General features: G+C 35.1%; 16 protein-coding genes and 2 tRNA genes. 12 read left to right on the top strand and 6 right to left on the bottom strand.

The window, feature by feature from the left end; genetic code table 11:
- The 4 genes from EQG68_RS12380 (at position 1) to fabD (ending at position 1,710) form a co-directional block, all read left to right on the top strand.
- Positions 1-285 (top strand): GNAT family N-acetyltransferase, encoded by a 285-nt coding sequence (locus tag EQG68_RS12380; protein ID WP_129465202.1) that lies wholly within the window; start codon positions 1-3, stop codon positions 283-285.
- 18 nt (positions 286-303) lie between these two features.
- Entirely contained in the window at positions 304-534 is a 231-nt protein-coding gene (locus EQG68_RS12375; protein ID WP_129465201.1) for a (4Fe-4S)-binding protein, read from the top strand.
- Positions 515-730 carry a hypothetical protein gene (locus tag EQG68_RS12370; protein ID WP_129465200.1) on the top strand — a complete coding sequence of 72 codons (216 nt, stop codon included), beginning with the start codon at positions 515-517 and terminating at the stop codon, positions 728-730. Before EQG68_RS12375 ends, EQG68_RS12370 begins: the two co-directional genes overlap by 20 nt.
- 107 nt (positions 731-837) lie before the next feature.
- Positions 838-1,710 (top strand): ACP S-malonyltransferase, encoded by an 873-nt coding sequence (gene fabD, locus EQG68_RS12365; RefSeq protein ID WP_129465199.1) that lies wholly within the window; start codon positions 838-840, stop codon positions 1,708-1,710.
- A 70-nt stretch (positions 1,711-1,780) separates the two neighbouring features.
- Here the strand turns inward: fabD and galE are convergent, their stop codons facing one another.
- Both galE and EQG68_RS12355 read right to left on the bottom strand, forming a co-directional pair.
- Entirely contained in the window at positions 1,781-2,794 is a 1,014-nt protein-coding gene (gene galE, locus EQG68_RS12360) for a UDP-glucose 4-epimerase GalE (RefSeq protein ID WP_129465198.1), read from the bottom strand.
- A 38-nt stretch (positions 2,795-2,832) separates the two neighbouring features.
- Positions 2,833-3,963, bottom strand: a complete 1,131-nt coding sequence (locus tag EQG68_RS12355; protein ID WP_129465197.1) for a DegT/DnrJ/EryC1/StrS family aminotransferase — start codon at positions 3,961-3,963, stop codon at positions 2,833-2,835.
- Between the two features lie 127 nt (positions 3,964-4,090).
- On the opposite strand from EQG68_RS12355, the gene EQG68_RS12350 reads away from it, so the two are divergent.
- From EQG68_RS12350 to EQG68_RS12340, 3 genes are all read left to right on the top strand, one after another.
- The gene (locus EQG68_RS12350; protein ID WP_129465196.1) at positions 4,091-5,356 is read left to right on the top strand and encodes a 3-deoxy-D-manno-octulosonic acid transferase; all 1,266 of its coding nucleotides are present in this window, start codon (positions 4,091-4,093) and stop codon (positions 5,354-5,356) included.
- A 49-nt stretch (positions 5,357-5,405) separates the two neighbouring features.
- Positions 5,406-7,565, top strand: a complete 2,160-nt coding sequence (locus EQG68_RS12345; protein WP_129465195.1) for a S46 family peptidase — start codon at positions 5,406-5,408, stop codon at positions 7,563-7,565.
- 185 nt (positions 7,566-7,750) lie between these two features.
- Positions 7,751-7,960 (top strand): hypothetical protein, encoded by a 210-nt coding sequence (locus EQG68_RS12340; RefSeq protein WP_129465194.1) that lies wholly within the window; start codon positions 7,751-7,753, stop codon positions 7,958-7,960.
- Positions 7,961-8,269: 309 nt separating this feature from the next.
- Here the strand turns inward: EQG68_RS12340 and EQG68_RS12335 are convergent.
- The 3 genes from EQG68_RS12335 to mutS form a co-directional block, all read right to left on the bottom strand.
- Positions 8,270-8,355, bottom strand: a tRNA-Leu gene (locus EQG68_RS12335).
- 15 nt (positions 8,356-8,370) lie between these two features.
- Positions 8,371-8,443: transfer RNA gene (locus EQG68_RS12330), tRNA-Gly, on the bottom strand.
- A gap of 139 nt (positions 8,444-8,582) precedes the next feature.
- On the bottom strand, positions 8,583-11,150 hold the full coding sequence (gene mutS, locus EQG68_RS12325) for a DNA mismatch repair protein MutS (RefSeq protein ID WP_129465269.1): 2,568 nt from the start codon (positions 11,148-11,150) through the stop codon (positions 8,583-8,585).
- Between the two features lie 169 nt (positions 11,151-11,319).
- Between mutS and EQG68_RS12320 the strand changes: the two genes are divergently transcribed.
- Both EQG68_RS12320 and EQG68_RS12315 read left to right on the top strand, forming a co-directional pair.
- Positions 11,320-11,862, top strand: a complete 543-nt coding sequence (locus tag EQG68_RS12320; protein ID WP_129465193.1) for an RNA methyltransferase — start codon at positions 11,320-11,322, stop codon at positions 11,860-11,862.
- A gap of 46 nt (positions 11,863-11,908) precedes the next feature.
- Positions 11,909-14,044 carry an Ig-like domain-containing protein gene (locus EQG68_RS12315; protein ID WP_129465192.1) on the top strand — a complete coding sequence of 712 codons (2,136 nt, stop codon included), beginning with the start codon at positions 11,909-11,911 and terminating at the stop codon, positions 14,042-14,044.
- Between the two features lies 1 nt (position 14,045).
- Here the strand turns inward: EQG68_RS12315 and folK are convergent, their stop codons facing one another.
- The gene (gene folK / locus EQG68_RS12310) at positions 14,046-15,182 is read right to left on the bottom strand and encodes a 2-amino-4-hydroxy-6-hydroxymethyldihydropteridine diphosphokinase (protein ID WP_129465191.1); all 1,137 of its coding nucleotides are present in this window, start codon (positions 15,180-15,182) and stop codon (positions 14,046-14,048) included.
- Between the two features lie 159 nt (positions 15,183-15,341).
- On the opposite strand from folK, the gene sppA reads away from it, so the two are divergent.
- From sppA to EQG68_RS12295, 3 genes are all read left to right on the top strand, one after another.
- Entirely contained in the window at positions 15,342-17,111 is a 1,770-nt protein-coding gene (gene sppA / locus EQG68_RS12305; RefSeq protein ID WP_129465190.1) for a signal peptide peptidase SppA, read from the top strand.
- 149 nt (positions 17,112-17,260) lie between these two features.
- Positions 17,261-17,896: a queuosine precursor transporter gene (locus EQG68_RS12300; RefSeq protein ID WP_129465268.1), complete on the top strand. Its 636-nt coding sequence runs from the start codon at positions 17,261-17,263 to the stop codon at positions 17,894-17,896.
- A 42-nt stretch (positions 17,897-17,938) separates the two neighbouring features.
- Positions 17,939-20,545 carry an AsmA-like C-terminal region-containing protein gene (locus EQG68_RS12295; protein ID WP_129465189.1) on the top strand — a complete coding sequence of 869 codons (2,607 nt, stop codon included), beginning with the start codon at positions 17,939-17,941 and terminating at the stop codon, positions 20,543-20,545.
- The last annotated feature ends 37 nt before the right edge of the window (positions 20,546-20,582 follow it).

Here is a 20,582-nt window from a genome sequence, read left to right as displayed (position 1 = left end):
ATGAACGAAACAATCCAACATCATCAAAACGAAAAAAACGGCTACTTTTCAGTAGAAGTTGACGGTAAAACCGAAGCTAAAATGACTTTTGTTTTTGCCGGTTCCGATAAAATCATCATTGATCATACGGAGGTAAATCCGGGAAACAATGGGAAAGGTTTTGGAAAAAAGATGGTTACGGCTGCCGTTGAAATGGCACGCGAAAAAAACCTAAAAATAATTCCCTTGTGTCCGTTTGCCAAAAGTGTTTTTGATAAAACGGAAGATTTCAGAGACGTATTATAAACCAAAAACCGAACTAGTATGGAACCCACAACCAAAGAATACACCAACGGAGAAGTAACCATTGTATGGCAAGCTCACAAATGCATTCATTCTGCGAATTGTGTAAAAAACAATCCGGCAGTTTTTCAACCCAAAGAAAAACCGTGGATTAAAGCCGATGCTTCTTCTACCGAAAAAATTATAGAAACCATAAACAAATGTCCTTCCGGAGCCTTAACGTATTATCGCAATGATGAAAAATCCTCCTAAATGGAAATTTGCATTAATCGTATGGATTGCCATTTACCCGAGTATCACGTTACTACATTATATAATTGGTGAAGAATTAAACCACTTTCCCATTCCAATTCGCACTTTAATCCTAACCGGAATTTTGGTCCCCTTGATGGTGTTTGTGTTGCTTCCGCTATTGCGAAAAATTTTTGGCAATTGGTTGACAAAATAAGTAATCATAATGTGGTTGATAAAAATCAATCCCAAAAGAATTTATTGAAGTAATATAAATACTATTTTTGCTTGAATGAATTTATACTTACTTTAAAAAAAATATTTATGAAAGCATACGTTTTCCCCGGACAAGGAGCACAATTTACCGGAATGGGTAAAGATTTATATGAAAATTCAGCTTTGGCCAAAGAATTGTTTGAAAAAGCCAATGAAATATTAGGTTTCCGTATTACAGATATAATGTTCGAAGGAACAGCCGAAGAATTGAAAGAAACCAAAGTTACCCAACCGGCTGTTTTTTTACATTCCGTAATATTAGCTAAAACCCTCCCGGATTTTAAACCGGATATGGTTGCCGGTCACTCTTTAGGAGAGTTTTCAGCATTGGTGGCCAATGGAGCTTTATCGTTTGAAGACGGATTGCAATTGGTTTCCAAACGTGCTATGGCGATGCAAAAAGCGTGTGAAATCACCCCTTCTACGATGGCCGCAGTTTTAAATTTAGAGGATAAAATAGTGGAAGACATTTGTGCATCAATAGATGGTGTTGTGGTAGCCGCTAATTACAATTGTCCCGGTCAGTTAGTGATTTCCGGCGAATTCAAAGCAGTTGAATCTGCCTGTGAAAAAATGAAAGAAGCCGGTGCAAAGCGTGCTTTAATTTTGCCTGTTGGAGGTGCTTTTCACTCTCCGATGATGGAACCGGCCAGAGAAGAATTAGCGGCTGCGATAGAAGCCACAACTTTTTCAAATCCCATCTGCCCAGTGTATCAAAATGTAACAGCAAGTGCCGTTTCGGATCCGGAGGAAATCAAAAAGAATTTAATCATTCAATTAACGGCTCCAGTAAAATGGACACAATCGGTCAACCAAATGATAGCTGATGGTGCAACAAGTTTTACAGAAGTAGGCCCAGGAAAAGTATTAGTTGGATTGGTAAATAAAATTAATAAAGAGGTAGAGACGATTTCGGCTTAACAGAAAGAATTAAATAAAAAAGGGACAATTTTAATATTAACTTGTCCCTTTCTTAATTTAATTCTTTAAACTAACTTCTAATTTTTTGTTCCCATTTCCAAGCACTGGCCAAAGCTTCTTCCAACGTGGATTGTGCTTTCCATCCTAAAACATTATTGGCTTTATCGGTATTGGCATAAGCGGAAGTAATATCGCCTTCTCTCCTACCTACAATTTTATAAGGTAATTTTTTACCGGAAACTTTTTCAAATGTTTTAATTACTTCTAAAACAGAGCTGCCTGTTCCGGTTCCAAGGTTAAAGGTTTCAACCTTATCCAAGTTTTTATTTTCAACTAATCTTTGTAGTGCTACTACATGTGCTTTTGCTAAATCTACCACATGAATGTAATCACGAATAGCGGTTCCGTCAGGAGTTGGATAATCATCCCCATAAACGGATAATTCTTGTCTTAACCCAATTCCGGTTTGCGTGATAAATGGCACTAAATTTTGTGGAACACCAATTGGCAATTCACCAATTTCAGCAGAAGGATGAGCTCCAATCGGGTTAAAATACCGCAATAAAATGGATTTAATATTGGACACTTTAGCCACATCAGTAATGATTTCTTCCCCAATTTGCTTAGTGTTTCCATACGGTGACATGGCCGGTTGAACAGAAGCATCCTCGGTAATTGGCATTTTTTCGGCTTGACCATAAACCGTACAGGAAGAACTGAAAATAAAATTAGTAGACTCTTTTTTCTGTAATTCTTGTAAAATATACACTAACGCATTGATATTATTTTCGTAATACAACAAAGGGTTTTCTACACTTTCACCCACTGCTTTTGAGGCTGCAAAATGAATAACCCCACTAATGTCAGCATGTTTTTTAAACAATTGATTAACGGCTGCTTTTTCTCTCAAATCCATTTGCTCAAAAGCAGGTTTGTATCCAATAATAGCGGCAATTCTATCTAAAACATCAATAGAAGAATTGGATAAATTGTCGACAATTAATGGTTCAAATCCGGCATTATGTAATTCAACTACGGTATGAGAGCCAATAAATCCAAGGCCTCCGGTAACAAGTACTTTCATCTTTTTGGGAATAGGTTATAGGTAATAGGTTGATAACATTAATTTAAAAATTCTAAAACTGAATCGGTTATGAATTTAATTTGTTCATCATCTAATTCGGTATGCATTGGCAACGAAATCACTTCTTTTACCAACTGATTCGTAACCGGAAAATCTTCTTCTTTGTAACGAACATCTGCATACGCTTTTTGCGAGTGCAACGGAATTGGATAATAAATCGCACAAGGAATTCCTTTGCTTTGCAAATGATCCATTAAAGCATTTCTATCCGCATCGATTATTCGCAACGTATATTGATGAAATACATGGCAATCACATATATCACAAATAGACGGTGCAATGATATTTTTGTGCCCTTCAAATGCTTTTGAATAACTTCTTGCTGCATTTTGACGAGCAGCATTGTAACTGTCTAATAAAGGTAATTTTGCATTTAAAACCGCTGCTTGAATACTATCCAAACGAGAGTTAACCCCAACCACATCATGATGATAACGTACATACATTCCATGATTGACAATACCTCGAATGGTGTGAGCTAACGTATCATCATTAGTAAAAATAGCACCACCATCACCGTAACACCCTAAATTTTTAGAAGGGAAAAATGAGGTTGCTCCTACGTGACCAATGGTTCCGGCTTTCTTTTTTGTACCATCCGAAAAACGACAATTCGCACCTATGGCTTGAGCATTATCTTCGATGACATATAAATTGTGTTCCTCAGCTATTCGCATGATGGCTTCCATATTAGCGGCTCTTCCGAATAAATGAACCGGTACAATTGCTTTCGTTTTTGGCGTGATTGCTTTTTTAATGGCTTCTATTGAAATATTCATATTCACCATATCCACATCCACTAAAACGGGAGTCAATTGCAATAAAGCAATGACTTCAACAGTGGCTGCAAACGTAAAATCGGCTGTAATCACCTCATCGCCGGGCTGTAAACCAAGTCCCATCATGGCGATTTGAAGAGCATCCGTTCCATTCGCACATGGAATCACGTGTTTTACCCCTAAATATTCTTCTAAATTTTTCTGAAATTCATGAACTTTTGGTCCGTTAATATAAGTTGTTGTATCTAAAACCTCTTGAATAGAAGCATCAACAGTAGATTTAATTTTATCATATTGACTTTTTAAGTCAACCATTTGGAGTTTACGCATTGTAATTATATTTTATTTATAAGAAAAGGTCAAAAACCTTTATCATAGAACAAAAGTAATTATTTAAGCAGTTATAACAATGAAAATTCTGTAAAGTGATGTATTTTAGCGACACAATTTATATTCTATGTATTTTTTATATAATGTATTGGTTCATTTAGTTGGGTTTTTATTAAAAGTCATTGCCTTTTTTAACCCAAAAATGAAGCTGTTTGTGGATGGAAGAAAAAAAGTTTTTGAGCAAATCAAACAAAAAATTGCTTCAAGTGATCAAACGATTTGGTTTCATGCCGCTTCTTTAGGCGAATTTGAGCAAGGAATTCCGGTAATGGAAAAAATCAAAACCAAATTCCCAAACCATAAAATGATTGTGACCTTTTTTTCTCCTTCCGGTTTTGAAGTGAGAAAAAACAATGCTATTGCTGATGTAACGATTTATTTGCCATTAGACACCACACAAAACGCTAAACAATTTTTAGATGTAATTCATCCCGAAATGGTATTTTTTATCAAATATGAATATTGGCCCAATTACCTCAACGAACTCAAAAAAAGGCAAATAAAAACCTATTTAATTTCAGGAATTCTCAGAGAAAATCAAGTCTTTTTTAAATGGTATGGCGGATTTTACCGAAAATGCTTAACTGCTTTTGATTTCTTTTTTGTGCAAAATGAATCCTCTAAAAAACTTTTGCAATCGCTTGGCTATCATAATATTAAAATTTCAGGCGACACGCGTTTTGATCGTGTTGTTTCGATTTTAGAACGAGATAATTCGTTGGATTTTATCGAAGCTTTTAAAAACAACTCCACCACAATTGTTATCGGTAGCTCTTGGCCAAAAGATGAAGAATTGTTAGTGAATTTCATTAATATTTCATCTGAAAAAGTAAAATTTATTATTGCACCACATAATATCAAACCGGAACAAATTTTGGAACTAAAAAAATCGATTTCTAAAAAATCGATTTTATTTTCTGATTATTCTGATTCTGTAAACAAATTGCAAGCAAAGTCTATACAAGAATTCGATGTATTTATCATCAACACCATCGGTATCTTAACCAAAATTTATTCTTATGCCGACATTGCTTACGTGGGTGGCGGATTTGGAAATCCAGGTGTTCACAACATTTTAGAACCCGCTACTTTTGGCATTCCTATCGTAATCGGACCCAATTATGCTCATTTTGCTGAAGCAATCGCTTTGGTAAATATGGAAGGCTGTATTTCCATTTCTAATCAAAATGAATTGAATGAAACGTTTCAAACCTTACTTTCCAACGATGACATTCGCCATGAGAAAGGTCATATTTGCAGCACTTTTGTGCAAATGAACAAAGGAGCAACGGATGTTATCATAAATCAAATTCTTAATGAAACCCTAAAATAATCGAATAAAAATTCAAAAATTGTATATTGCCACTTTAAAAAATTATAACATGAAACTTCTACGCTTACTCATTCTTTTTCTTTCCATTTCAACATTTGCCCAACAAGGAGGTATGTGGATTCCGTCACTTTTGGAAGGAATGAACGAAAATGAAATGAAATCACTCGGCATGAAAATGTCGGCCAAAGACATCTACGACGTCAATAAATCGAGCATGAAAGATGCTGTGCCGCACTTCAACAACGGTTGTACATCGGAAGTGATTTCGCCAAAAGGTTTATTATTGACCAATCATCATTGTGGGTATGGACAAATTCAATCGCATTCAACCGTTGAAAACGATTATTTAGAAAAAGGTTTTTGGGCCATGCGTTTGGAAGACGAATTACCTAATGAAGATTTAGTGGTTACTTTTATTGTAAAAATTGAAGATGTCACTTCAAAAGTGTTGGAAAACACTCAATCGCTCACAAGCGAAGCGGACAAACAGAAAAAAATTCAAGAGAACATTTCAGCTTTAACCAATTCGCTACCAAAAGAAAGTTGGCAAGAAAACCGAATCAGAGCTTTTTATGATGGTAATCAATACATTTGGTTTGTGGTTGAAACATTTAAAGATGTGAGACTAGTAGGTGCTCCACCCTCCTCTATCGGAAAATTTGGTTCGGATACAGACAACTGGGTTTGGCCTCGTCATACCGGAGATTTTTCACTTTTCAGAATTTATGCTGATAAAAACAATCGTCCGGCTGCTTATTCAAAAGACAACGTGCCTTATACACCTAAACATTTCTTTCCCGTTTCTATTGACGGTGTAAAAGAAAATGATTTTACCATGGTTTTTGGTTATCCGGGAAGAACGCAAGAATATTTACCGGCTGTTGCAGTAGAACAAATTGTGAATGAATTAAACCCTGCCAAGATTGAAGTGCGTGATGCAGCCTTGAAAATACAAGATGGTTTTATGCGAAAAGACAAAGCCATTAAAATTCAATATGCCGCCAAATATGCCTCGGTTGCCAATTATTGGAAAAAATGGATTGGCGAAACCAAAGGGTTGAAAAAATCCAATGCGGTTCAAATCAAAAAAGAGTTTGAAAAAGATTTCATGGACAAAGTGACGAAAGCCGGAAAACAAGCAGAATATGGCAATTTACTTTCTGAATTTGAAAAAAATTATAAAGAAATTGCTCCCTATGCTTTAAGCCGTGATTATTTTATGGAAGTGGTCATGCGTAATACCGAATTATTAAGCTTTGGTTACCGTTTGGTTCAGTTGGAAAATCTTTATCATGCAAGAGGAGAAAAAGCATTCAATGATCGAAAAGAGAATTTCATTATCGGTTTTGAGGAATTATACAAAGATTTCAATGCTCTAGTTGATGAAAAAGTGATGGAGCAATTAGTTGAGTTATATGCTACAAAATCACCCAAACAATTTTTACCGGAAGGTTTACTGAATCAAGATTTAAAAGCAAAAACAGCCGAAATCTTCAGTACTTCAAAACTAACGAGTTACAATAGTTTTAAAGAGTTGTTAAACGGTGATGCTAAAACTGTTTTAGAAGCTTTAAACAAAGACAGTGGATTTACATTTGTAAAAATGTTAACGGAAGCTTACAACAAAAATGTATTGCCAAAGTATGATGAAATCAATTTGAAAAACATGGCTTTACAACGCACGTATATGAAAGGAATTTTGGAATTAAGTCCGAAAGAAGCTAGAATTTTCCCTGATGCTAATTCCACGTTGCGAGTAACGTATGGAAAAGTAAAAGGTTATGCACCTAGCGATGCGGTTTACTATAGTCCGGTAACTTATCTAGAAGGGGTGATGGAAAAATATGTTCCAGGCGATTACGAGTTTGATGTTTCACCTAAATTAATTGAACTCTATAACAACAAAGATTTTGGACCCTATGCAGAAAATGGAAAACTTCCGGTGAATTTCATTGGAACAAATCACACCACCGGTGGTAACTCAGGAAGTCCGGCCATTGATGCACACGGAAATTTAATCGGCTTAAATTTCGACCGGGTATGGGAAGGAACCATGAGTGACATTTATTATGATCCGGCTATTTGCAGAAATATTATGGTGGACATTCGTTATGTTTTGTTTGTTGTAGACAAATATGCCGGTGCTAAACACCTTATTGAGGAAATGAAAATTGTTCATCCTAAACAAAAAAAGAAAAAGAAAAAATAAGTTTATTAAATTACCCACCAAAAAAAGGGGTTTAAGAACTAATTTTTACACAAAAAAGTGATTTCAAACGTTTGAAATTCAGCACATTTATTTTTTTTATTTTTTTTTAGTAAAAATATTTTGTTGAATCAAAAAATTTATATCTTTGCTCCGAATTAATAATTAACCTTTTATAATTTAGTAAGATGAAAAAAGTAATTTTAAGTTTAGTATTTGTTGCTGCTTTAACAGTAGTATCTTGTAAAGAAAAAGAAGCTGAAGCTACAATGGAAGAGACTACAGAAGCTGTAGAAGAAACTGCTACTGAAGTAGTTGAAGAAGCTGCTGCTGTTGTTGATACTGCTGCTGCTGTAGAAGAAGCTGCTGCTCCTGCTGAAGCTCCTGCTGCTCAGTAATTAGTAACAAACTAATAGAAAAAATCATCCCGACTAGTTCGGGATTTTTTTTGCTTTAAAGTGAAGTTTTTTTTAGTTTTCAGTCGCAGTTACAGTTTACGGTTATTCCTTAAAGTCATTATTGCTTATCCAAATTTCTTTGTAAGGAAAGACAATATTTAAAAACTTTCTCTAGATTTTTAAGAGAATCCATTTTTTAACTTCTTAAAAACTATGTTCCATTATGTGGTTTCAATTTTGAAGTTTAAAATTGAAATATAGAAAATCTATAAAAAAAAAGCTCCATTTGAAAAACAAATGAAGCTTTTGTACTCAAGGCGGGACTTGAACCCGCACGAACATTACTGTTCACTGGATTTTAAGTCCAGCGTGTCTACCAATTCCACCACTCGAGCATTATGTGATAGTAGAGCGAAAAACGGGACTCGAACCCGCGACCCCGACCTTGGCAAGGTCGTGCTCTACCAACTGAGCTATTTTCGCGTACAGGTTTTTTTAAAGAACAACACTGCTTGTTGAGCAATGCGGATGCAAATGTACTATAAATATTTACTTTTACAAGTGTTTTTTTTAAAAAATTTCAATTCAAAAACTAATGTTTTGAAAGTTAAATCGATAGGATTTATTTTTTAGTCAACATTCGCTTGATTTCGTTCAATTTCATTAAAGCTTCCACCGGTGTTAAGGTGTTAATGTCAATATTTAAAATTTCCTCTTTGATTTCTTCCAACAACGGATCATCCAAATTGAAAAAACTAAGTTGTAATTCATCCTTTGATGATTTTATTCCCGATAATTCTTCACTCGAATGGTTTTTTTCTAACTTTTTTAAAATCTTTTGGGCTTTTTGAATCACCGTTTGCGGCATTCCGGCCATTTTGGCTACGTGAATACCAAAACTGTGTTCGGTGCCGCCTTTCACTAATTTTCGGATAAATAGAACCGTGTCTTTTAATTCTTTTACGGAAACATTGAAATTTTGAATGCGATCAAACGTAACTTCCATTTCGTTTAACTCGTGGTAATGGGTGGCAAACAACGTTTTGGGTCGGTTTGGGTGTTCGTGTAAATATTCCGCAATGGCCCACGCAATTGAAATTCCGTCATACGTACTGGTTCCGCGACCTATTTCATCCAACAAAACCAAACTTCGTTCAGAAATATTGTTCAAAATCGAAGCGGTTTCATTCATCTCTACCATAAACGTTGATTCGCCCATCGAAATGTTATCGCTCGCACCTACTCTGGTGAAAATTTTATCTACTATTCCCATTCGAACTGCTTCTGCCGGAACAAAGCTTCCCATTTGAGCCAACAATACAATTAAAGCTGTTTGTCTCAAAATGGCCGATTTACCGGACATATTCGGACCGGTAATCATAATAATTTGTTGCGAATCTCTATCCAAGAAAACATCATTGGCAATGTAAGGTACGCCAACCGGCAATTGCTTTTCAATCATCGGATGACGACCGTTTGTAATTTCTAATTCATACGAATCATCCAAAATGGGTCGAACATACTTATTTTCTATCGCTAATTGTGTAAATGAATTCAAACAATCCAATTGAGCAATCAAAGCAGCATTCAGTTGAACCGGTTTGATGTAGGTGCCAATCCAAATGACCAATTGCTCAAACAATTGCGATTCTAATTGTTGAATTTTATCTTCTGCCCCAAGAATTTTGGTTTCATATTCTTTTAATTCTTCGGTTATGTATCGTTCTGCATTCACTAAGGTTTGCTTTCGAATCCATTCCGTAGGAACTTTGTCTTTATGTGTATTTCGAACTTCGATGTAATAGCCAAACACATTATTAAACGAAATTTTCAAGGATGAAATTCCGGTTCGTTCTGATTCTCTGGCTTCGATTCCTTCTAAATATTCTTTTCCGGAAGTGGAAATTGCTCTTAACTCATCCAATTCGGGATGAATTCCTTTAGCAATAGCATTTCCTTTATTGATGGATACGGGTGCATCATGATTCAAAGTGGTTTTGATTTTTTCACGCAATAAATCACACGCATGCAAACTATCTCCGATGGCTTTTAACGATTCATTTGTACTTGTCAAAGCCAAGGTTTTGATTGGAATAATGGCATCCAGCGAATGACAAAGGTTCATCACTTCTCTGGGCGAAACTTTTCCGGTGGCGACTTTGGAAATCAATCGTTCCAAATCTGAAATTTGCTTAATCTGGTATTGAATTTTTTGTAAAACCTCTGAATTATCCTTTAAAAATGTCACCACTTCGTGACGCGATTGTATTTTAGCTGCCTCTTTCAAAGGCAAAGCCAACCAACGTTTCAATAAACGCGAACCCATCGGCGAAAGCGTTTTATCAATTACATCCAACAATGTGACTGCATTGGGGTTGGTACTGTGGTATAATTCTAAATTTCGAATCGTAAAACGATCCATCCAAACATAGGCGTCTTCTACAATGCGTTGAATGGAAGTAATATGTTGGATTTTATTATGTTGCGTTTCAGACAAATAATACAAAACGGCACCCGAAGCTACTATTCCTTCTTGCAATTCTTCAATTCCAAAACCTTTAAGTGAATTGGTTTGAAAATGCTTGGTCAATACTTCGTTTCCGTAATCTTCATTATACACCCAATCTTCCAGAAAAAAAGTGTGATAATCGTCCCCAAAAACTTCTCTAAACTGTTGTTTATGATTTTTGGTTACTAAAATTTCACTCGGACTAAAATTTTGCAACAACTTATCGATGTATTCTTCATTGCCCTGAGCCGTTAAAAATTCACCGGTAGAAACATCTAAAAAAGATACACCAATTTGCTTTTTACCAAAATAAACAGAAGCTAAAAAATTATTTGATTTAGCTTGTAATACCTCATCGTTCATGGAAACACCGGGAGTAACTAATTCGGTTACACCTCGTTTCACGATAGTTTTAGTCATTTTTGGATCTTCCAATTGATCGCAAATTGCCACTCGAAGTCCGGCTTTGACCAATTTCGGGAGATACGTATTCAGCGAATGATGGGGAAACCCTGCAAGAGCGGTTTCAGAATCAGAACCGGCACCCCTTTTTGTCAAAACAATTCCAAGAATTTGCGAAGCCCGAACAGCATCTTCGCCAAACGTTTCGTAAAAATCACCTACACGAAATAACAAACAAGCATCAGGGTATTTGGCTTTGATTTGATTGTATTGCTTCATCAAAGGAGTTTCCTTTGGTTCTTTTACGGCGTTGACTTTTGCTGACAAGGTGCTTTTATTTTGGTTAGGATTCAAAAATACAGAAATAAAAATTCAATGGCAATGGCAATTACAAAATCAATTTTAATATCAAATGTAAAAATCCAAATTCATTACTTATTTTTGCAAAATGAGAAAATTAGCCAATTCTGAACTGGAGCGTAAAAATATTGAAGAGTTTAAACAAGCTCAAAAAACACCCATTATCATTGTTTTAGATGATATTAGAAGTTTGCACAATATTGGTTCTGTTTTCAGAACTTCGGATGCCTTTTTGATTGAAAAGATTTTTTTGTGTGGCATTACAGCAACTCCTCCTAACAAAGAAATTCACAAAACGGCTTTGGGAGCAACCGATACTGTGGCTTGGGAATATCAAAAAGATGTGTTGACAGTAATTGACCAATTGAAAGTAGAAAATATTTCGGTTTTTGCCATTGAGCAAGTAGAAAATTCGGTTATGCTGAATGATTTTGAGGTTGAAAAAGGCAAAAAATACGCCTTAATATTTGGCAACGAAGTAAAAGGTGTTTCACAACAAGCTATCGAAAAATGTGAAGGCGTGATTGAAATTCCGCAATTGGGCACTAAACATTCTTTGAATATATCCGTAAGTGCCGGAATTGTGGTTTGGGATATATTCAAGAAACTAATAGTTTTAGGAGAAAATTAGCAATTAGTGAACAACTCTTTTGCTCACTAATTATTACTTTTACAAAATGGATCGATTTTCATTGTTTCGCAATTCCTTTTTCATCTTTTTTTTGTGCTCAAGCTTTTTTTCATTTTTGGTTGATAAAAATTTATCTCTAAAAATTGAAGAAAAGAAACCTACACTTTTAAATGATGCTCCCATTTTAATTGCTACAGGGAATCAAGTATATTGTCCGGGTTCTCAATTAAATATTGTGACCAACATGTCCATCACTGATCCCGATGACACAGGAATTGATGCGATTTATATTCAAATTTCATCCGGTTATGTGAATGGTCAAGACGTATTGACTTTAACCGGAACACATCCTGCTATTGTTTTTAGTTGGGATGCACTAACTGGAAAACTAACCCTAACCGGTTCTGCAGGACAACCCACATATACTGATTTAATTGCGGCTATTGAAGATGTTGTCTATTCAAATTCATCACCAAATCCAACCGGAGTTAGAACATTTTCCATTACGGTTGGTCAGGCGAATTATCTCCCTTCCAATGGGCATTATTACGAGTTTGTACCCTCCATAGGTATTACTTGGAATAACGCAAGAACAGCAGCCGCAAATCGAACTTACTATGGCTTACAAGGTTACTTAGCCACCATCACAGCAGCTGATGAAGCTCAACTTTCGGGAGAACAGTCAGCCGGTGCCGGATGGATTGGTGGAAGTGATGAAGCAAATGAAGGTGTTTGGCGATGGATGTCCGGACCTGAGAACGGTACTGTTTTTTGGAATGGTGGTATTAATGGTTCTACTCCCAGTTATGCTAATTGGAACAATGGAGAACCAAACAATATTGGGGATGAAGATTATGCTCACATAACTGCTCCCGGAGTTGGGATTCTAGGTTCTTGGAATGATTTATCCAATACGGGTGAAGCCAGTGGCGATTATCAACCCAAGGGATATATTGTAGAATATGGTGGAATGCCCGGCGATCCAGTTTTACAAATCTCTACAAGTACATCCATTACTATTCCGAATATCACTTCAACTACTAGTCAATCTTTATGTGGAGAAGGTTCCGTAACTCTAACTGCCAATGCTTCAGCTGGGACAATCAAATGGTATGCAACTCCAACCGGAGGAACACCTTTGGCTACCGGTAACAGCTTCACTACACCAAATTTAACTGAAACTACAACTTACTATGTCGATGCATTTGAAATAGGTTGTACAACCGGAACAAGGACGGCAATAACGGCAACTGTAAATCAAATTCCAACGATTACAATTGTTGAACCAAATCCGGTTTGTGGAGAAAATTCTACTGTATTAACAGCTTCTACAACTGCCGGTACAATTAATTGGTATGCAGATGCTATTGGAGGAACTAGTTTGGGAGCAGGTACATCATTCACTACTCCAATTCTTTCTGAAGATACTACTTTTTATGCTGAAGCAATTAATAATGGCTGCTCATCAGGAAATAGAATTCCAATTAATGTTTTGGTTTATGATTTGCCGGAGGTGGAAGATGAAACCGTTACACTTTGCGAAGGGACAAACATTACTTTAGATGCAGGTGTTTCAAACGCCACCTATCTATGGTCAACCGGAGAAAGTTCGCAAACCATTCAAGTAAATAACAATGCCAATTATTCCGTTGTCGTAACTTCTTTGGAAGCAGGAAATTGTTCTAAAACAAAAAACTTTACCATCGTTCAATATGATATTCCGGTGATTGAAACAATTGTTGTAAAAGACAATTCAGTTGAAATAATTACCTCCGGAAATGGTGAGTATGAATATTCAATCGATGGGTTCACATACCAAGATTCAAATTTATTTACCGTTGGCGAAGGTGGATTATACACGGCTTATGTTCGAGAGAAAATCAACAATTGTGGTTATTCTGACGAGGAAAACTTTGTGGTGCTTTTGGTTCCTCCCTTTTTCACTCCAAACAGTGATGGTCAAAATGATGTTTTTTATTTGAAAGGGATGGAATTTTATCTAAATTCTTCCCTCTCCATTTTTAACCGTTATGGAAAATTAATCAAACAAATTGGTCCAAGTAATCCGTTTTGGGATGGAACTTTTGAAGGTGAAAATCTCCCGGCTGATGATTATTGGTATGTTTTGAAAATTGACAATGCTACACCGGAACGAAAAGGACATTTTTCACTCAAAAGATAATTTATTCGGCAATTTTCTTCTCTATTTCGTCTAAAATAAAAATATAATCTTCCTGATTGTTTACAAAATCTTTGTCGGAAACATCGATAATCAATACATTTAAATTGGTTTGCGTTTTGATGAAATCCAAATAACCCTGATTAATTTTTTCTAAATATTCTGCCGGAATTTGCATTTCATAACTTCTGCCTCTTTTTTTGATGTTTTCTAAAAGTTGCTCTGTGTTTTGATATAAATACACATATAAATCGGGCTTTGGCATCTCTTTATGAATAATATCAAACATCGTTTTATATAGTCTGAATTCATCTTCCGCCAAGGTAACTTTTGCGAAAATTAATGATTTAAAAATATGATAATCCGCTACAATGAAATCTTTAAACAAATCAAATTGAGCTAAATCATCCGATAATTGTTGGTATCTGTCGGCCAAAAAAGACATTTCCAAAGGAAAAGCATACCGACTTTGGTCTTCATAAAATTTTGGTAAAAACGGATTATCGGCAAAGCGTTCCAACACTAATTTGGCATTAAAATCCTCTGAAATTTTGGTTGATAAAGTCGTTTTTCCTGCTCCAATATTTCCTTCAATCGCAATATAATTAAATTGTTGAAGTTTTATTTTGTCTAATGGTGCTTCTAACTTTTGAACTACTTTGCAATTGCTTTTATCTTCTGCCAAAGCAACTAGTTCCGGCAAATATTTTTGTAAAATTGGGTGCCTCCAATCCAAATTCAAATCACGCATAGGCAACAATACAAACTTTCTGTTTTGCATATGCGGATGAGGCACCTGCAATTTTTCGGTATTGATGATTTCTTCATTATATGTAATCACATCAATATCAATTAGTCTGGGTTGATAGCCTTCTTTTTTATTTCGGACTCTTCCTAATTTGGTTTCGAGTTCTAAAACTTCGTCTAAAATTTGTTCGGCATTTTTAGAAGTTTGCAAGACTAATGCACAGTTATAAAACGGTTCAGCATCAAAACCCCACGAAGGGGTTTCGTATAGCGATGAAACTTTGACTACCGTAGCTATCGTATGATGAATAAGTTTTATAGCCAACCGAATGTTTTCCAGACGGTTACCTAAATTGCTTCCTAACGATAAAATGACTTGGCTTTGATTATTCATAGTAGAGCAAAATAAGTAAAACTATTTTAGAAATAAAGTATCTTTGCCCATCCTGTTAATAAGTTTCTGTATTAGTGAATTACATAAAAATTAAAATGTAACATAATACAATGAAAGACTACTAATTAGGAAAACAATATTCAATTAAATAAGTTTAAAATGAAATTTTTAGGAAATGTATTGGCCACCATCATCGGATTGTTTGTATTCTGTATGATTTTATTTTTCGGGTTAATGATTGTTGGAGCAATTGCCGGAAGCGGTTCAGATGTTGCAAAAGTAGAATCTAACTCCGTATTGGTTTTAGATATGGAAAATGTAACATTAGATTACACCGGTAAATTCACCGATCCTTGGGTAACTATTTTAAATGAAGAAGCTTCAGTGGGTTTAATTGATGTGCTAAACGCTGTTGAAAATGCCAAAACCGATGATAAAATCAAAGGAATTTCTATCTTGAACAGCAACAGCAGTTTAGGATTAGCTCAATCCAAAGCCTTGAGAGACAAATTGATTGATTTTAAAAAATCAGGAAAATTTATTGTTTCCTATGCGGATTATTTTACACAAGGTGAATACTATATCAACTCGGTTGCCGACACGATTTATATGAATCCGGTGGGTGAAATGGACTTTAAAGGACTAGCTTCTGAAATCATGTTTTTTAAAGACATCCAAGAAAAAACAGGCGTAAAAATGGAAGTAATTCGTCACGGAAAATACAAAAGTGCAGTTGAACCGTTTTTGGAAAGCGAAATGAGCGAGGCCAACAGAGAACAAATGACGGCTTTGTTGAACTCAGCTTGGAGTTCAATTGTTAGCGATATTTCTAAAAGCAGAAATATTTCGGTAGATTCTTTAAACAGTATTGCTAATCAATTATCGGCAAGAACTCCTGAAATGGCCAAATCGAAAAAACTAATTGACAAAATTGGTTATGAAGATCAATACCACGACGGAATTAAAAAAGCCTTGAAAGTTAAAAAAGGCGAAGAATATGAATGGATTTCCATCATGGATTATGCAAAAAACATAGCCAAAACACCTCAAAAAATTGACACGAAAGACAAGATTGCCATTATTTATGCTCAAGGAGAAATCTTAGGTGGCGAAGGTGATGTAAATATAATTGGCGAAGGTGCGATGAGAACTTCATTGCAAGAAGCCAGAAAAGATGAAAAAGTAAAAGCCATCGTAATTCGCGTGGATAGTCCGGGTGGAAGTGCGTTGACTTCAGAATTAATCTGGCGAGAAATCGAGTTAACCAAAAAAGTAAAACCCGTTGTTGTTTCGATGGGTAATTTAGCCGCTTCAGGTGGTTATTATATTGCGTGTAATGCCGATAAAATTGTTGCAGAACCCAATACAATTACCGGTTCAATTGGTGTTTTTGGAGTATTACCAAATATGACCGAATTATCAAAAAAAATCGGAATTAATACCTCTCAAGTAAAAACGCACGAGCATGCTGTAGGCTATAGTCCGTTTAAACCAATTGATGAGAAATTCAAAGAAGTAACAACAGAATCAGTAGAAAACATTTACACCGTTTTTGTCAATCGCGTGGCTACCGGAAGAAAAATGACGTTTGAACAAGTCGATGCTATTGCACAAGGAAGAGTTTGGACCGGAAGTGAGGCATTACAAAATGGTTTAGTAGACAAATTAGGTGGATTGGATGTAGCATTAAACGAAGCCGCTACCTTAGCAAAAATCAAAAAATTTAAAACCGTAAATTATCCGGAATTTGATAAAACATTTATGCAGTTTTTGAGTGATCAAAACGGTATTCCATTTGCCAAAACGAAAGAAGCCCTGATTAAAGAAGAAATTGGAGAAGAAGCTTATCAAACCTTACAACAAGTAAAAAGAGCAACGGCTCGAACCGGTATTCAAACACTGATGCCTTTTGAGTTAAAAATCAAATAAAGTTGAAACCTGACAGAAACCAATAACTGTCAGGTTTTTTTAATTTTCTTAACAACTGATTGCATACATATTTCCTACTTTTGTTAAAAAAAGAGTTGGAAACAAAAGACAAGTTGTTTGCTTATAAAATTTATTTTACGCTTGGAGCCATGTTCATTGCTTCGTTGGTGGTGTCGAATTTAATTTTTCAGAAATTTTTTTATTGGGATTTTTTCGGATTGTATCGGTTTGAAATTTCAGTGGGAATTCTACCCTATCCGGTTACATTTTTAATTACCGATATAATTTCAGAAGTTTATGGGAAGAAAAAGGCCAATCAAGTGGTAACGGCGGGAATATTTGCTTCTGTTTTTTCATTATTAATTGTTTACGTTGCCAATGCTGCTCCGGCCATTGACAATTCGCCGGTTGATGATGCTTTATTTTCTAAAGTTTTTGGTCAAACCGCGTTGGCTGTTTTGGCATCAATGATTGCTTATTTGGCGGCACAATACATCGACATTTACATCTTCCATTTTTGGAAAAAAGTCACCAAAGGAAAAATGCTTTGGGTAAGAAATAACTTTTCTACTTTCACTTCGCAATTTGTTGATACATTTGCGGTATTATTTTTGCTATGTAGTTTTAACATATTGAGTTGGGATTTATTTCCCGGATTGTTGCTGAGCGGATTTTTATTTAAAGTGTTAATCGCAGTGTTAGATACTCCAATTTTATACTTGGCAGTTTATTTTTTTCAAAAACGTTTCAAATTAAATAGAGGTGAAGAATTAATTTTAGATTAAATATATCTTCTCATTCGCTCCAAATAAATAAACATAATTAGGATGAAGAAAATTTTAAAAGGTTTAGGGATTTTTTTGTTAATAACCATTATTGCTTTAGCAGCAGCCCCGTTTTTGTTTAAAGACAAAATCAAGCAATTAGTGTTGAAATCGATTAACGAAAAAGTGGATGCCAATGTGGCGTTTGAAGAGGTGAGTTTAAGTTTGTTTAAGAGTTTTCCTCGTGCCAATGTGACGATTGACAAATTGAGCATCATTAATAAAGCACCGTTTGAAGGCGATACACTTTTTTATTTGGGTGAATTGAACCTGAAAATGTCAGTAAAAGAGTTATTAAAATCGGAAGGTGAATCTATGGAATTGGAGTCTTTTTCCAGTAAAAACGGCATTGTAAACATCATTTTTAATAAAGATGGTATTGGTAATTTTGATATTGCTTTGAAAGATGATAAAGAAGAAAACCCTTCAGACAGCAAGCCTTTTGCAATGAATATTCAGAGTTATTCCATTGAAAATTTGAAATTTACTTTTTTGGATGAAAGTTCAAAAATAAAAATGGTGATGGATAAAATTAATCATACCGGAACTGGAAATTTCGCCGCCTCTAAACTGGATTTAGATACTCAAACCAAAGCAATGCTGAGTTTGGATATGGATAAAACCAATTATATGAAAGACATTTCGTTAACGTTGGATGCCATTTTAGGAATAGATTTGGAGAACAGCAAATATGAATTCAAAGACAACAAAGCATTAATCAATCAATTACCACTAGAATTTGCCGGTTTTATTCAATTGGTAGAAGCAGGACAAAACTATGATTTAACCTTTAAAACGCCCACCTCCTCATTTAAAAATTTTTTAGGATTAGTTCCATCGGCGTATAAAGGCGATTTGGATAAAATTCAAACCACTGGTGATTTTAAAGTTGCCGGTTTTGTAAAAGGATTGTATTCTGAAACCACTATTCCAAAATTCAACTTGGAAATAGCTTCTAACAATGCTTCCTTTAAATTTCCTGACTTACCTAAAAAAGTGGAAAACATCGTCATTGATACCAAAATTAAAAACGAAACCGGTTTGATAAACGATACATATGTGAACATCGATAATTTGTCATTTAAAATTGACCGGGATGTTTTTAATGCGAAAGCAACTATTAGAAATGTTTCTGAAAATCCTTTGGTTGATGCCGCTTTGAAAGGAACAATTAACTTAGGAAACCTCAGCAAAGCCTATCCAATTAAATTAGACATGCCGCTTTCAGGAATTTTAAAGGCAGATGTAACGACAAAATTTGATATGCAATCGGTAGAAAAAGAGCAATACCAAAACATTCAAAATGCAGGTTTAGTAAGTGTAACCGGATTTAAATATACCGATGAAAACGGTAAAGGAATGGATATTAGTGAAGCGATTGTTCAATTTAATCCAAGCAGATTGAACTTACAAAAATTTGCAGCTCAAACAGGGAAAAGCGACATTAATGTGAATGGAGTTTTAGAAAATTTTTATGGTTACTTGTTTAATAATCAGAATTTGAAAGGAAATTTCAATATGAGTTCTAATCAATTGGCTGTTAATGATTTCATGACAACGGAAGAACCAACAAAAGAAGGCCAAAAACCGAGCGAAGCCATGAAGATTCCTGCTTTTTTAGATATCACTTTAAATGCAAAAGCCAACACTGTTTTATACGATAATTTAACCTTAAAAGATGTTTCAGGAAAATTAATTGTGAGAGAGGAAAGAGTAACCCTAGAAAATGTGAAGACAAACATTTTTGGAGGTATGATTGGTTTAAACGGAAATGTTTCTACCAAAACAAAAGTACCCACATTTGCAATGAATTTAGATTTGAATAAGGTTAACATCAGCGAAACATTTACGCAATTGGATATGATGAAAAGCATTGCTCCGATTGCTAATGTTATAAATGGAAAACTCAATTCAACTATCAAAGTTTCGGGTAATTTGGATGCAAAAGAAATGATTCCGGATTTAAAAACATTAACAGGAGATTTGGTTGGTCAATTGCTTTCTACTACTGTAAATGCTTCCAACTCTACTTTGTTAAGTGCGTTGGACAATCAAATTAATTTTATTGATTTGAAAAAAGTGAATTTAAATGATTTAAAAACAAGTTTGTCGTTTGAAAACGGGAAAGTAAATGTAAAACCATTTGACATTAAATATGAAGATGTTACAGTAAATGTTGCTGGAACCCATGGTTTTGATCAATCGATGAATTACAATCTAAAATTTGATGTTCCCGCTAAATATTTAGGAAAAGAAGCAAACAATTTAATTGCCAAATTATCTCCGGCAGATGCAGCAAATATTAAAAACATTCCGGTAACAGCCATGTTGGGTGGAAATTTTTCTAAACCAACTATTTCTACAGACATGAAGCAAGCCACAACTGCTTTGGTTAATCAATTGGTGGAACAACAAAAACAGAAGTTACTAAACCAAGGAACCTCTGCTTTAGGCAATTTGTTAAATCAAACAAAAAACCCAAAAGACACTGCAAAAACTACAACTCCCTCAACTAAAGAGGATGTGAAAACCAAAACAGAGGAAGTTGTAAAAGACAAAGTAAAGGACGGATTAAACAACTTGTTTGGCAACAAAAAGAAAAAAGAATAAAAAAGCAACCCCAAATTGGAAATACAACTTGGGGTTC

The organism is Flavobacterium piscinae, assembly GCF_004122145.1.
Classification (GTDB): domain Bacteria; phylum Bacteroidota; class Bacteroidia; order Flavobacteriales; family Flavobacteriaceae; genus Flavobacterium; species Flavobacterium piscinae.
This window is presented reverse-complemented; position numbering and strand designations above follow the sequence as displayed.